Here is a 13778-nt window from a genome sequence, read left to right as displayed (position 1 = left end):
CGAACTTAAAAAGTTATCAACAAGCAAGGCCGCATAAATCCTTTCTTTGAGATTTTTTATGCGTAACATGAGTTAATCATTTAGAAAATAAAAAAAGAGGACAACTTCTAAATTAATTGAAGTTGTTCTCTTAAGTGGAGTCGCCGAGATTAACTTCGTTGTTCTCTAGTACATCCCATTTTGTAAATGTAACTTCCTGTCCTTTCAGTCCAGACGCTTTAAAACAACAAAGTGCAGTCAAGTAAACTTGTTGCACTTCTTATGTTTCAAATCGTAACGAAGTTACGCTTAATTGTGGAGTCGCCGAGATTCGAACTCGGGTCCAAACAAGTAACCAAAAGGCTTTCTACACGTTTATTCTTTTCTTGGGTTTTCGATGATGAACTGGTTAAAGACAACCTATCCATCACTTATCTTCTTTAGTTTCAAAAGTAAATCAAAGCATTTCACTTCCTATGTCAACATTTACGATGCCTCAACCCCGATAAAATCGGGAGGAACGCCGTTAACCAAGGCTTTCCGGAGACATAAAGCTTGTACACCTTGTGTACCTAGGCTAATCTTACTTTATTCAGATTATGCAGCTAAAGCGTAGTTATTCTCGCCGTTTAAAGTTCGACCTAGCCTTTTACGTGTTTCAAAGTCATTACACGACGTGCTTACCATCCAATTAATCTCGCTGTCAAAACCAGTCGACCCCAAATTCCTGCGTATGCAGGAATCTTATTTAATAGAAAAGTAATCTTCTTATTATGGCGTTACCCATCCCGATAACTATCGGGAGGGTCAGGCTTTCGGCAGTCGCTTTTTTTGTGAAAAACAAAAAAGAGCTCCAACAATGCCTCAATCCTTAACGCGGGCTGTAAAGGTATTTTAAAAAGTTTGCATAACCATTCAAAATCTGTTAAATTAGTGCAAAATTTATACCAAATTAATTCGTGTCAGCAAACAATATATGGAATTGGTAAGTAATCCAAAAGTTGAAGCGGTTTTTAATGCGTATCCAAAAGAAGTAAAACCAAAGTTACATCATCTGCGGAAATTAGTGTTAAAGGTAGCATCCGAAATTGAAGGTCTTGACAAACTTGAAGAAACCCTTAAATGGGGCGAATCCAGTTATGTTACCAAATACGGAAGCACATTAAGAATGGATTGGAAACTAAAAAATCCCAATCAATATGCCATGTATTTTTCATGTTCCTCTAGTTTAGTTGCAACGTTCAAAATCATTTATAAAGCTGTTTTTGAATTTGAAGGAAACAGGGCCATTGTGTTTCAACTGAACGATAAAATTCCTGAAACCGAATTGAAACATTGCATTTTACTGGCATTGACCTATCACAAAGTAAAACATTTGCCATTATTGGGGGCATAATAAAAGAAGGATGATTAAAAAGGGAACACAGGTTTCATGGAAATGGGGCACTGGAACTGCCAAAGGAAAAGTTCAAGAAACCTATACAAAAAAAGTTACCAAAACAATAAAAGGAAATGAGGTAACCAGAAACGGCGAAGAAGGAAATAAAGCCTTATATATTCAACAAGAAGATGGTGATTACGTTTTGAAAAGTGAAAGTGAAGTGAAACGTGAAGATTGATGATTTAAATTGAAGAAGTCAGTCTTTTGATAAATTCGTGCATTCGTCGCCTGTTATTAAAAATTTAATTAAATTCAAATAAATAAAACAAGCTACTTCAATAGGTCTTCACTTTTTTCGCGGATAGAGCTTGTGCCGAGTCTTGGTATGTCGATGCTCGGAGGGAATTCCTCCCCTTTTTTCAAGGGGAGGTGCCGATAGGCGGAGGGGTCAAAAGTAATAACCTTTGGTATTTTTGATATATATTAAAATTATGGATACAGGTATAATCTTAAGATTTCCGCCTTCGCGGAAATAAAAAAAATATTTCAATGAAATTCGCCATCATCAAAGAACGCAAAACGCCACCAGACCGTCGTGTGGTATTTTCACCATCAAAATTAGCGGAAGCAAAAAAGCAATTTCCTGAAGCCATTTTTAAAGTGGAATCATCAGATATTCGTGTGTTTTCAGATGAACAATATAAAGCCTTAGGATTTGAGGTAACAAACAATATGTCAGATTGTGATGTGCTTATCGGCGTCAAAGAAGTTCCTATTGAAAATCTTATCCCCAACAAAAAATACTTTTTCTTTTCGCACACTATCAAAAAACAACCTTATAACAGAAAACTTCTAAAAGCCATTTTAGAAAAGAATATTGAATTGTATGACCATGAAACCATCGTCAATCAAAAAGGATTTCGTTTAATAGGTTTTGGTCGTTATGCAGGTATTGTTGGCACGTATAATGGGTTTAGAGCGTGGGGATTAAAATATAATTCATATAAATTGCCAAAGGCAGAAACTTTAAACGACCAAACCGCCATAATCGAACAGTTAAACAATATTTCGATCCCCAATATTAAAATACTGCTTACCGGTAGTGGCAAAGTAGCCCATGGCTCCCAAGAAATGTTGGATGCCATGTACATTAAAAGCGTTTCGGTAGAAGATTATTTGAGTAAATCTTTTAGCGAACCTGTGTATTGCAAAATAGATGTGCTTGATTATAACAAACGCAACGATGGAAACGTGATCGATATGTATGATTTTTTTAATAATCCTGAAGATTACAAATCCGATTTTATGCGTTTTGCCAAAGTAACCGACTATTACATCGCTGGCCATTTTTATGGTGATGGTGCGCCGTATTTATATACTCGTAATGATGTCAAATCTTCCGATTTCAACATAAAAGTGGTCGCCGATATTAGTTGCGATGTTAATGGACCGGTCGCAACAACCCTGCGAGCATCAACCATTGCAGATCCTATTTATGGTTATGATCCACAATCAGAAACCGAAATTGACTATAAAGATGATAAAGCCATTGTTGTGATGGCGGTAGATAATTTACCATGCGAACTCCCCAAAGATGCCAGTGAAGGTTTTGGGGAACAATTTTTACAGCATGTTTTGCCTGCATTTTTTAATGGTGATGCAGATGGTATTTTAAAACGTGCTAAAATGACCGAAAACGGAAAACTCACGGAAAAATTTTCTTATTTGCAAGATTATGTAGATGGAAAAGAATAATTTTAGGGCATAATGTTACAAATGAAAAAAACTGCCTTAGTTACAGGAGCTGCTTCCGGATTGGGATATAAACTAGCGCTATTATTGGCAAAAGATGGCTATAGCCTGATACTTGTAGATATTGATGCAACCAATCTTAAAAAAGTACAATCGGAATTACATCGCGAGTACAAATGCTCTGTTGATATTATAATTAAGGATTTAAGTAAACCCAATGTTGCCCTCGAAATTGTTAAAGAGATTGATGTTGTTTCCGTTGATGTTTTAATAAACAATGCAGGTTTCGGTTTGTTCGGAACGTTTTCAGATACCGATTGGCAACGGGAATCGGACATGTTGCATTTGCATATTTTAACAACTACACACCTTACAAAGTTGGTGCTGGATGGCATGCTTAAACAAAACTCTGGGAAAATATTGAATGTGTCGTCTTTGGCAGCCTTTCAACCAGGGCCTTTAATGTCTATTTACTACGCCTCAAAAGCGTATATGCTTTATTTTTCTGAAGCCATAGCAAACGAATTAAAGGGCACGGGCGTTACGGTAACAGCCTTATGTCCTGGGCCTACTAAAACAGATTTCCAAAATGTTGTTTCTGGAAACACAACAAATAACAAAATCAGTTTCAATATGGGATGCTCATTTAAAGTGGCGCAGTATGGTTATAATGCCATGAAAAAAGGAAAAACGGTGGCAATCCCCGGAAGGTTTAATAAATTTTTGGCTGTTTTACCTCGTTTTTTAACCCGAAATAGAGCTACTTCCATAGTAAGAAGCATTCAAGATAAGAATAGGGAAGGGTAATATATTACCTGTTTAATAAGGTTTTGAATATCCAATAGCACACGCTTAAAAATGTTCCGGATATTAGAGTGAATAACCACGCTTCATAATTTAGGTGTGGTTGAAAATGATGAACCGGTTTAAAACTGTTGAAAACCAAATTTGAATACATACTTGTACAGGATATGATAAATTACTTAGATTTAAATACCACACGTAACTTTCCCCTCTTGGGAGGGGGAGGGGTGGGTTGAACCTTAAAGAAAATAATGCCTTTGTTTGAATTAGGATTTTGAATTATTAAAAACCCACCCCTAACCCTCCAAGGAGAGGAAAACCTCAAATTTGTGTTTTCAAATTTTTAAAATAGGGATGACGGCTAAAAATAAATTCCATACTAAAAACAAGAAGAAAAAGGAATGTGTCAACTTCATTCTAACCATTAGAAATATTATACTGAAAACTATGGACATACTTAATAATGAAAAGATTTTAAATCGTGTAAAAAAGAATATTTTTAAATGGTTCATAGTTTGTTCTGTTTAAGACCTGTCAGGTTTTTAAAACCTGACAGGTCTGATTTCCATAATTAAAACAGTCATAATTCCTAAAGTATAAGCAACAAGGTCTGATATATTAAAGGTACTTCCTAATATGGGTTTAGCTAAATGATTGTTGTTTAAATCCAGCATATCGAGTAAGTTTATGAGTTGTAAAAACACGATGCCATAAGCAAATAATAAAACGCCGATTGCAATTTTGATAGAACTCACTTTTAAAAAACCTTTGATAAAGCAGTAGAGTAGGATGACCACCAAATAATAGCCAAAGGTATAGCGTATAAACCCATGGGTTAGAAAGGTGGCTATTAGTATTTCAATGGCTAAAATGGCGATGAAAATTATGGCGTATGCTTTATTGAATTGTAGTGTCATTTTTAAAATTTTGAATTCAGTTCGACAGCGTAAATTATTATATACAAGTACAGTAGCGCAATGGGAATATTGAATAGCATGATGCCACAGGTTTTAAGAAGTTCTATTCTGTGCTTTTTATCTATCAAGATTGCAATGGCATTGACGGAAAAAAGAAGTGAGTTTACCACAAGTGCTGATGTTATAAAATAAAATCCTAAATTTCCAATATCAGGAGATTTTTCAAAATATAAAAAAAGGGCCAGTAGTACAGTTCCTAAAGTAAAGCTTAGGAAAGCGATTAATTTTCCAAAGAATATTAAATCTTTCATATTTAGTTCTTAGTTTTCAGTGATTGAAAATAACGTCCCAGTCAAACGCCATTGTAGTTTTTTGCTTTGTGATTTTTGTGCCTTCTTTGTGTATTTTGTGTCATAGTTATTTCACAAAGCTTCACTAAGTTTTACACGAAGTTGCACAAAGATTCTTAGGATGCAGTATGCGTTAGCGATTGGAACGGCATCCTTTTGTTTTTCCTAAAAAAAAACAAAAGATATAGTGTAAAGCGCGACCCCTTTTCGGGGTAACGCCCACACTACCAACCAATAAAATCATCCGTTGTTCCAATCTATTTTCCGTGATACATACATAACGATTGCCAAGATTAAAAACAGACCAATACTGCCCACCAAAAGCGCATAATTTTCCAATTGAATGATGACATAAATAAAGGTGTAAAGCGCTGTTAATGATGCCCCGATAAATAGTGGGAACTTAAATGTTTTCAGGATTGATTTTGAATATAAGGTAATGAGAGCAATAACCGAACTACCGGCAATTAGATAGGCTTTTAGAAAGTTGCTGTGCTCTGAAATGGACACCAAAAGCGTGTAAAACATGGTGAGTGCCAACCCAACCATTAAATATTGGAACGGATGGATGTCGATTTTGCTTAAAGTTTGGATTAAAAAGAATATTAAAAAAGTGAGCCCTATGACCAGAAAACCATATTTAGCGGAGCGTTCGCTCTTTTGGTATTCGTCCACCGGGATCATAAAGTTAACGCCAAAAGCAAATTCCTTTAAGTCTGGGATGCCATTAAAATGTTGTTGGGAAAAAGGACGATTCAAATCCAGAATTTTCCATTTGGCATCAAACCCGTATTCGCTTACTTTGTCGTCGTTATAAGGTAAGAACTCACCAAAGAAATTAGCGGTTTTCCAATTGGATTTTATTTCGGCCTCGGTTTGCTTTCCTGTGGGGACGAATCGGATTTGCTCACTGCCTTTAATGTTAAGATTGATGTTGAAGGTTAATGGTTTTTGAAACTGTAACTGATTTTTATCAATATTTTTAGTTTCGAGCGTATGAAGTATCACGGCGTTATAAGCGTAGTTTTTTTGTCCGTTATATTTGGAGGTAAGTCCATAATTTGTTCCTTCTACCTTTAGGCTGGCTTCGTTAACACCTTTTACGTTGGAAGATTGAATGATTATTTTTGCTTTGTCCCAAAGAATGTCTTTATCGTTTATTTCTATGTCGCTAAAATCGGGTTTCACAAAGGTTCCAGAAATGGTCATGTTACTGTTGTAAACGGCTGTGGTATAAATGCCCCGTTTCTTCTCTTCTGGATTGATATTGGAATTGATGTTTAGTTTTTCTGGGAAAAAATAGGCGTCATTAATTTCCTCAATAGTTTCGGTGTACACTTTTTTTGTGATTTTGTCCGTTACCGTTTTCTCATTGAAAGTTTTGTAAGGTACTTTTAATATGGGGCCATAAATGAGGACTTCATTGCCCCATTGCTGATTTATTTCTGCAATAACTTCGGTTTGTCGTTGAGATCGTTCTCTAATTAAACTGCTGATGTAGGTTAGAGGAATGAGCAGAATAATGACCAAAAACCCGACCATGAGCATTCTGGCAGTAATAGACGTTTTTAACCAATTTCCGAATTTGTTTTGTGGGGGTGTGTTTGTGTTTTCCATGATTTATATAGTTTAAAGTACTTTGTATTTCAAAGTAAAAAGTTAAAAAAATTTAAGTTTTTTTTCTTAATCAGTGTTGTCCGATAAAATGTTTACGGACTTTCGTTTGTTCTATTTTTAAGATGTTTCGTTCAATAATCAGGCTTTTAACCTTTAGTTTTAAAATCATTAATAATAATTTAGAATTTCAAAAATTTAAAAAAAGCATTAATTTGTTTATCGGTTAGTAACAATCAAGTCTATATTCTAACAGCGAAGCGGTCTTGATTCTTTACCGAACGATGGTGTTTTTAATGTTTATTAATTAATTTTTCGAGTGCATCGATATGTTTTTTAAATTCAAGTTCGCCCAATTTGGTGGTGCTGTAACGCGTGTTTGGTTTGCGACCGATGAATTGTTTTTCGACTTTTATATATTCGGCAGTTTCCAATGCTTTGGTATGGCTTGCCAAATTGCCATCGGTAACATCCAAAAGTTCTTTGAGCATGTTAAAATCGGCATACTCGTTCACCATCAAAATAGACATGATGCCCAATCTAATGCGGTTATCGAATACTTTATTTATGTTGGTTATGATGCTCATATTTCTTCCTGCGAAAGCAGGAATCTTATTTTAGTTGCCACGAATTCACTCATATCATTTTAAGGTTATTTGTTTATGGGTTTATTAGTTTATAAAAATCGTAAACTTTTCACTCTAGAGTTATATGTTAATTGGTTAACAAGTTTTCGTGATAAAATAATTCATTCTAATATTTTTCATTTCTTTAGCGACTGCGACTGCGACTGCGACTGCGACTGCGACTGCGACTGCGACTGCGACTGTAAACTATTTCAAGTCATACTTAAAGTGCATCCAAGTTCCATAAATAATATGCATCACCCCAAAACCTAAAACCCAAAGCCAAAAGCCATAACCCGGAAATAGAGTGGCTATTAAACCTAAAATAATTTGAATAAACCCCAAGTAACGGATATCTCCAATACTGTATTTTGAAGCGTTAACCAATGCCAGTCCGTAAAAAATAAGCATCAAGCCCCCGGTTTGCCCATATTTTTCCTGACCTAAAATGATTAAAATGTAAAGTCCGCCCGCAATCAATGGAATTAAAAAATTGATGACCAAGCGTTTAGACGTGGCATCCCAAATTTTGGCACCATGCTTTTTGGCTTTTCTGGTGGTTAAAACAATACCCGTAACAATACTTAATAGAGCCACCATCAATAAAATAAATACACATAATCTAAATATTTGTCCATCAAGCATTAAAGTTCCGTAGCTAAAATTCATCACTAAATAATAGGCAATTGCGGCACCAATAAGCGCATACAGACCAGCCATGATTCCCGATAGACCACTGAGCGAAATGAACCGCGATGATTTGTTCATCATATTCTTTATTTCGCTGATGTCTTTTAAATAATCTTTTGATTCCATATAAAAGTACTTTGAATTACAAAGTAAATAAATATTTTTGAAATGGGCATCATAATTTTTTGTTAAGTTTGGGGAAAGAGAAAAATCGAACAATTATTATGAGGCTAATTTAATGGGGTAATAAAAAAATCTTGTTTATTTTAGTGGACTGAATTAAAGAATTCAAAAGTGACACGAATAAAACAAGTTTTATAATATAAAGAAATAAGGTAAAACGGATTAACTTTAACAAACAACGAAAGTATTAATCTATACAATGCTTAGAGTAAGAGATAACAAATTTTGAAATATTTATACAAAAATTCATCACAAAAGAATACAGAAATTTAATGGCTAATAATTCATACAAAAAAAAAGAATCTATTTTATTGCAAAAGGTTGAAGAGCCTCAAGTTTTAGAATTTGAAGAAAGAAAAAGTTGGATACATAATGGGGAAGAAGAAATATTAAATAAAACGAAAGTACTTTCTTTATTTTCCGGTAGTGGCGGATTAGATTTGGGTTTTTTAGCAACTGGTAAATTTGAAATCATTTTCGCAAATGATTTTAACTATTCTGCTTGTGAGACCTATGCTCATAACATTGGCAATCATATCATCTGTGAGGATATATCAAAATTAAAAAATTTACCAAATGCAGATATAATTATCGGCGGGCCACCTTGTCAAGGATTCTCTACGGCAAATCCTGCAAGGTCTTTTGATGACCCAAGAAATCAATTGTTTAAAGAATATGCAAGAATTATTAATGAAGTACAACCAAAAATGTTTTTAATGGAAAATGTTTCTGGAATGGTAACAATGGAAAAAGGCAAAGTCTTTAAACTCATCAAAAAAGAGTTGACGGCTTGTGGGTATACTCTATACGATAGTCTTCTTAACGCTAAAGATTATGGAGTTCCACAAAGCCGAAGAAGAATGATAATAATTGGAGTTAGAAATGATATTAATAAAAAATTTGAATTCCCTAAACCGACCCATAACGAAGATAGCTATGTAAGCGTAGGGGAAATTATCATAGATAAACCTATATCTAAAAATAATCCCAATCATAAAGTAAGCAGTATCACAGACTTAAACCTAAAACGTATTAAATACATTCCGGAAGGTGGATCGATGAAAGATTGCCCAGAAAAACTTCAAAACAATAGTGATTTAAATAGGGCAATGAGAAGATTGCATAGTAAAAAAGAAAGTTACACAATTGTACACAATAACTGTGACCATTATTATCACCCTACAGAGCATAGAAGAATAACTATTCGAGAAATGGCAAGATTGCAAGGTTATCCAGATGATTATCTTTTTTTAGGAAGTAAATCAGAACAATCTAGACAAGTTGGAAATAGTGTTCCCGTTGGATTAGGTAAGGCAATTGCTAAATCCATCTTTAATTTTTTAAATAATCTATAAAAATGAAAAAGTATATAACTGTAGAAAATCAGATTTATGAAGCAACTTTAATATTATCAACTGATAAAACCAATGATGAATTCGTTCCAGTTAACAGAAAAATTGGAAGTGGTGGAGATAAAAATCATTTTTTTGTAAATACAAATTTATTTGAAGATTTCGGAAAGTTTTTTCCATTAATTTTAAAAGATAAAAGAGAAAATAAATCTAATAGAAATAATATAACTATTAAAAACTACTTCTCCATTTCAAACATTCTTAATGACTTAGATTTTATAAATAATGAAATTGAAAGCAATTATAAAAAAGAAGCAAAAATAGATAATGATGACTTTTCTAATTCTATTTTTTCAATAGCAAAGGAACAACATCTTAAAACAAATTTTTATATTGAATCAGAGTTGGGTTCTGCTGGCAATGGAATTGGTTTCAAAAATTGGAATAATACGTATAGTACAACTATAAAACTACTACTGCTTCATACTACGAAAACAAAAGTTTATTTATTCAATAAAGAAGATGAAATTTGTTCGTATTTTGAATTTAGTCAAGAGTATTCAATTGAAAAAACTGATTTTTCTTTGAATTTAACAGATAAAAACTTAATTCAAAAAATATATTACGGCGCACCAGGAACAGGTAAATCACACAAAGTCGAAGAAATCACAGCAATTGCAGAAAAAGCTGGCAGAGTAGAAAGAATTACATTCCACCCTGAATATGATTATTCATCATTTGTTGGTGGATATAAACCAACAATGAACGGAGAAAATATAAGATATGAATTTGTTCCGCAAGCTTTTGCCAATATCTACGTAAAAGCTTGGAATGACCTTAAAAAAGATTATTATTTAGTAATTGAGGAAATAAATAGAGGCAATTGTGCCGAAATATTTGGCGATATTTTTCAATTATTGGATAGAACTAACGATTATAAAATTACGCCATCAAAAGAGTTAAAAGAGTATTTAGCAACACAATTATCTGAAAACGAAAACATTGATTCGGAGAAATTATTACTTCCCCCAAATCTTAACATTCTGGCGACAATGAACACTTCTGACCAGTCATTATTTCCAATGGATAGTGCATTTAAAAGAAGATGGGATTGGGAATATATACCTATTAACTACGAGGATTCAGAAAACAATAGTTCTTCAAAATACAATGTAAAGCTTTCTGATAATGAATCTTTTTCTTGGTTATCTTTCATTAAAGAAGTAAATAATATGATTAAGTTAAATGATAATTTGGGTATGGATAAGTGTTTAGGTAATTATTTTATTAAACCTGAATTAGAGAGCATTGACATTGAAACATTTATAAACAAAGCGGTTTTTTATCTATGGAATGACGTTTTTAAAGATGAAATGGAAGAACACAGCATTTTTAAAAATAAAACTACTTATGAAGATTTTTTTCCCATTCAATCGAATGGAATAAATAAGATAAAAGAAATTTTAGAAGTATTAAATGTAGGTACTACAGTAAAAGCAACTATCTAATGAAAATCCTGATAGAAGGAGAAACATATGCATTAGAGTTACTTAAAGGAATTTTTGATGATCCAAAATTTTATCATCAAGAAGGTCAGATTGCAACTATATTATCTGTTGGTTATTATCATTCTTACGAAAGAGGCGAACTCATTTACATGTTACCCAAAGTTTTTATGGCTAATAGCGAAGCAACCGTTTTTGGGATTCATAAAGACAAACTTTTTGATTTAGAAAATTCGGAAACCTTTAAACATAAAGATGAATACAACTGGATAAGACAAACATCTGTTTATTTTTACAATAGTCTTTTAGAATTTAAACGCAGAAACAAGCTATCAACAATTGTTCAGAGTTCCTTGTCAGCCAATTTAAACACCAATTTAAATGACAAAGAATATTCTTATTTAGACTTGTTATTAAGTTTTGTGAATTTCTACAAAAAGAACAAAAATTATATTTTATTTCAACATATTGAGTTTAAATCGCAGCAAGTAAGAAAGCCTAAATGGGAAAAAACTATTCGCAAGTCGATTCCGCTAATCACTCAAGACAATCAACCGATTTATAATATTTACAGAAACAGGAGGAAAGCTGTAAACACAGAAGAGGAACTGTTGATTTACTTTTTTTCGATTTTAAATCATTTTAACATTGAGCATAATTTGTATATAAAAATTGATAAATCCTATTCCTTAATCAAAGATTCTAAATTCAAATTATTGCAAAGTAATGGTTTGCGCAAATTAAGAAAAATTAAGTATCGCTATTTTAATGATACATTAAAAAAAATGTACCATTTATGTGAAATCTATTTTTCGCAAACAGATACCAGTAGCACTAACAAGAAAAGGGAGGAATTCATTTCTGTGAATAATTATAATCTTGTTTTTGAAGATATGATTGACAAACTATTTTCAGACCCAATTATTGATAAACAAACGGCTGATGGCACCACCTTAAAGCATTTAAAATACAATGATGATGGAAAAATAATTGACCACATTTTCGATTATCAATCATTACTTGATACTAGTGACATCTTTTATATTGGAGATTCAAAATATTATAAATCAGACAATACAGCGGGAAAAGTATCAAAGTATAAGCAGTTTACTTATGCGAAAAATGTAATCCAATATAATATCGATTTGTTAAATGAAACTCCAGAAAGTAAGTACTATAAACCTAATATTCGATATAGAGATAAACTAACTGAAGGCTATAATATTACACCTAATTTCTTTATTTATGGGTATATTAATGACTATAAAAATTTTGATGATAATGAATTAGAAGAAAAAGGAAAAATTGTCAAATCTTTTCATTTCGAAAATAGATTGTTTGATAGAGATACTCTTTTTGTTCATCAATATAAAATTAATTTTTTATATGTGCTAAAATCATATTCTCAATTCGGGATTCAGACTATTGAAAAATTTCGAGGAGAAACAAAGGGGAAGTTTAGGAGTAATTTTGTTGATTTCTTTTCAAACCAAAGTAAATCGAATTTTCAACTTTATGAATATCAAAAAATGGACTTTGATAGTTTTATTGAAGACAATTTTAGATTAGTTAATGGTAAATGTTTTTTGACCAAAGAAAATAAATTGATTTTAGCTAGACATTCTGGGGATGAAACTCTGAATAGTTTGTTGACTGAATTTAAAGAATATGAAATTAGGTAAGCCATCAAATTATTTCGAAAAGTGAAACCCGTAGACGCGTATTTTTTAGACCAGAAAGAACCATTTCAATCCATCATGCTTTATGTGCGAAGTGTGATTTTAAATACATTGCCAGAAGTAGAGGAGCGGTACAGTTATAAAATTCCGTTTTATAATTGCCATAAAAAGCCCATGATTTATTTGAATGTTTTAAAAGGAACCCATTATGTTGACGTGGCTTTTGTACAAGGTATTTTGTTTGAAAAAGACTTTCCCATTTTGAAAAATGACAACAAACGAAAACAAGTGCGTTCCATACAACTCAAAAATTTAGAAGATTTAGATCAAGAAAATTTTATTGAATTGTTGGATGCAGCTTCAGAATGCCTGATGCTTATCCAAAAGTCTGAATAATTTTTATATACAGCCTCTATAAACCAATTTCCGCCACCTCCAACAGCACCAGCGGATTTATGGTCGTCTAACTTTGAGGTCTTAAAGTATAATCTTAATTTTTTACAGTTCTCTTTTTTTAGAAGTTCAAACCAAAATTCAGGATTTTCGGCTATTCTCATTTCTTTTTTAGTGCTAAAAAAGGTTTTTTTCTTATTAGCAATAAATTGAACACTGCTGCAATGCTCAAATGAAGAATGTTTTGGAAAAAACTCCTTTAATTTTCCGTTTAGTAAATATTCATTTCCAAATGAAGTAAGCGATATCGTCTGGGCTAAAATTGATGTCATAGGTTTTTGTTCAACTTGTGGGTAACGTTTATGTATAAGGAAAGTTGCGTGTTTGTGTGCGAGGATTTTCCGAAGGAAAATCAGAAGCTAGCAAACGGGCAACTAACTTTGGTTTAGCTAAAACTAGCAATTTTTTTTATACGGTGTGTGTGCCCAGCATGGGCATCTTTTATTTACTGAAAGGTAAATAATTAATCTATAGGGTGCAAGTCCCTTATGCG

General features: G+C 32.8%; 14 protein-coding genes and 1 other RNA gene. 8 read left to right on the top strand and 7 right to left on the bottom strand.

Translation table 11 applies throughout. The annotated features are described in order from the left end of the window. Window positions 1–292: 292 nt before the first annotated feature. Window positions 293–700, bottom strand: a transfer-messenger RNA (tmRNA) gene (ssrA, locus tag ACU1LP_RS18215). A gap of 255 nt (window positions 701–955) precedes the next feature. Here ssrA and ACU1LP_RS18210 point away from each other — a divergent pair. From ACU1LP_RS18210 to ACU1LP_RS18195, 4 genes are all read left to right on the top strand, one after another. Next, entirely contained in the window at window positions 956–1375 is a 420-nt protein-coding gene (locus ACU1LP_RS18210; RefSeq protein ID WP_445732756.1) for a DUF1801 domain-containing protein, read from the top strand. A gap of 10 nt (window positions 1376–1385) precedes the next feature. Then, window positions 1386–1598, top strand: a complete 213-nt coding sequence (locus ACU1LP_RS18205; RefSeq protein ID WP_445732755.1) for a hypervirulence associated TUDOR domain-containing protein — start codon at window positions 1386–1388, stop codon at window positions 1596–1598. Between the two features lie 311 nt (window positions 1599–1909). Continuing rightward, entirely contained in the window at window positions 1910–3115 is a 1206-nt protein-coding gene (locus tag ACU1LP_RS18200; protein ID WP_445732754.1) for an NAD(P)-dependent oxidoreductase, read from the top strand. Between the two features lie 21 nt (window positions 3116–3136). After that, on the top strand, window positions 3137–3919 hold the full coding sequence (locus ACU1LP_RS18195) for an SDR family NAD(P)-dependent oxidoreductase (protein WP_445736986.1): 783 nt from the start codon (window positions 3137–3139) through the stop codon (window positions 3917–3919). Window positions 3920–4458: 539 nt separating this feature from the next. Here the strand turns inward: ACU1LP_RS18195 and ACU1LP_RS18190 are convergent. From ACU1LP_RS18190 to ACU1LP_RS18170, 5 genes are all read right to left on the bottom strand, one after another. Beyond that, window positions 4459–4833, bottom strand: coding sequence for a ribosomal maturation YjgA family protein (locus ACU1LP_RS18190; protein WP_445736985.1), 375 nt, complete (start codon window positions 4831–4833; stop codon window positions 4459–4461). A 2-nt stretch (window positions 4834–4835) separates the two neighbouring features. Next, a complete protein-coding gene (locus tag ACU1LP_RS18185; RefSeq protein ID WP_445732751.1) occupies window positions 4836–5144 on the bottom strand; it encodes a hypothetical protein in 309 nt (102 codons plus the stop codon). 279 nt (window positions 5145–5423) lie between these two features. After that, window positions 5424–6800 carry a cell envelope integrity protein CreD gene (gene creD / locus ACU1LP_RS18180; protein WP_445732750.1) on the bottom strand — a complete coding sequence of 459 codons (1377 nt, stop codon included), beginning with the start codon at window positions 6798–6800 and terminating at the stop codon, window positions 5424–5426. Window positions 6801–7090: 290 nt separating this feature from the next. Beyond that, window positions 7091–7384, bottom strand: coding sequence for a winged helix-turn-helix domain-containing protein (locus ACU1LP_RS18175; protein WP_445732749.1), 294 nt, complete (start codon window positions 7382–7384; stop codon window positions 7091–7093). A 246-nt stretch (window positions 7385–7630) separates the two neighbouring features. Beyond that, complete coding sequence (locus tag ACU1LP_RS18170; RefSeq protein WP_445736984.1) at window positions 7631–8239, bottom strand: hypothetical protein; 609 nt, start codon at window positions 8237–8239, stop codon at window positions 7631–7633. Between the two features lie 329 nt (window positions 8240–8568). Here ACU1LP_RS18170 and ACU1LP_RS18165 point away from each other — a divergent pair, with 329 nt between their 5' ends. From ACU1LP_RS18165 to ACU1LP_RS18150, 4 genes are read left to right on the top strand one after another with little or no spacing between them, the layout of a single operon-like run. Beyond that, a complete protein-coding gene (locus tag ACU1LP_RS18165; protein WP_445736983.1) occupies window positions 8569–9651 on the top strand; it encodes a DNA cytosine methyltransferase in 1083 nt (360 codons plus the stop codon). A 2-nt stretch (window positions 9652–9653) separates the two neighbouring features. After that, window positions 9654–11156, top strand: coding sequence for an AAA family ATPase (locus tag ACU1LP_RS18160; protein ID WP_445732884.1), 1503 nt, complete (start codon window positions 9654–9656; stop codon window positions 11154–11156). Next, complete coding sequence (locus tag ACU1LP_RS18155) at window positions 11156–12835, top strand: hypothetical protein (protein ID WP_445736982.1); 1680 nt, start codon at window positions 11156–11158, stop codon at window positions 12833–12835. The genes ACU1LP_RS18160 and ACU1LP_RS18155 overlap by 1 nt, the downstream gene beginning before the upstream one ends. A 21-nt stretch (window positions 12836–12856) precedes the next feature. Then, on the top strand, window positions 12857–13228 hold the full coding sequence (locus tag ACU1LP_RS18150) for a DUF1801 domain-containing protein (RefSeq protein ID WP_445736981.1): 372 nt from the start codon (window positions 12857–12859) through the stop codon (window positions 13226–13228). Here ACU1LP_RS18150 and ACU1LP_RS18145 read toward each other — a convergent pair. Next, window positions 13159–13557, bottom strand: a complete 399-nt coding sequence (locus ACU1LP_RS18145; RefSeq protein WP_445736980.1) for a hypothetical protein — start codon at window positions 13555–13557, stop codon at window positions 13159–13161. The two genes, ACU1LP_RS18150 and ACU1LP_RS18145, sit on opposite strands and share 70 nt — an antisense overlap. Between the last annotated feature and the right edge of the window lie 221 nt (window positions 13558–13778).

The sequence above is a fragment of the Mariniflexile sp. genome (assembly GCF_052728615.1).
The sequence above is the reverse complement of the archived record's forward strand: the minus strand, read 5'-3'. Positions and strand labels throughout refer to the sequence as shown.

Excerpts from the sequence above, each read along its gene's own strand:
- ACU1LP_RS18210 (WP_445732756.1), top strand. The coding sequence starts at position 956 with ATGGAATTGGTAAGTAATCCAAAAGTTGAAGCGGTTTTTAATGCGTAT.
- ACU1LP_RS18205 (WP_445732755.1), top strand. The coding sequence starts at position 1,386 with ATGATTAAAAAGGGAACACAGGTTTCATGGAAATGGGGCACTGGAACT.
- ACU1LP_RS18200 (WP_445732754.1), top strand. The coding sequence starts at position 1,910 with ATGAAATTCGCCATCATCAAAGAACGCAAAACGCCACCAGACCGTCGT.
- ACU1LP_RS18195 (WP_445736986.1), top strand. The coding sequence starts at position 3,137 with ATGAAAAAAACTGCCTTAGTTACAGGAGCTGCTTCCGGATTGGGATAT.
- ACU1LP_RS18190 (WP_445736985.1), bottom strand. The coding sequence starts at position 4,833 with ATGACACTACAATTCAATAAAGCATACGCCATAATTTTCATCGCCATT.
- ACU1LP_RS18185 (WP_445732751.1), bottom strand. The coding sequence starts at position 5,144 with ATGAAAGATTTAATATTCTTTGGAAAATTAATCGCTTTCCTAAGCTTT.
- creD (WP_445732750.1), bottom strand. The coding sequence starts at position 6,800 with ATGGAAAACACAAACACACCCCCACAAAACAAATTCGGAAATTGGTTA.
- ACU1LP_RS18175 (WP_445732749.1), bottom strand. The coding sequence starts at position 7,384 with ATGAGCATCATAACCAACATAAATAAAGTATTCGATAACCGCATTAGA.
- ACU1LP_RS18170 (WP_445736984.1), bottom strand. The coding sequence starts at position 8,239 with ATGGAATCAAAAGATTATTTAAAAGACATCAGCGAAATAAAGAATATG.
- ACU1LP_RS18165 (WP_445736983.1), top strand. The coding sequence starts at position 8,569 with ATGGCTAATAATTCATACAAAAAAAAAGAATCTATTTTATTGCAAAAG.
- ACU1LP_RS18160 (WP_445732884.1), top strand. The coding sequence starts at position 9,654 with ATGAAAAAGTATATAACTGTAGAAAATCAGATTTATGAAGCAACTTTA.
- ACU1LP_RS18155 (WP_445736982.1), top strand. The coding sequence starts at position 11,156 with ATGAAAATCCTGATAGAAGGAGAAACATATGCATTAGAGTTACTTAAA.
- ACU1LP_RS18145 (WP_445736980.1), bottom strand. The coding sequence starts at position 13,557 with ATGACATCAATTTTAGCCCAGACGATATCGCTTACTTCATTTGGAAAT.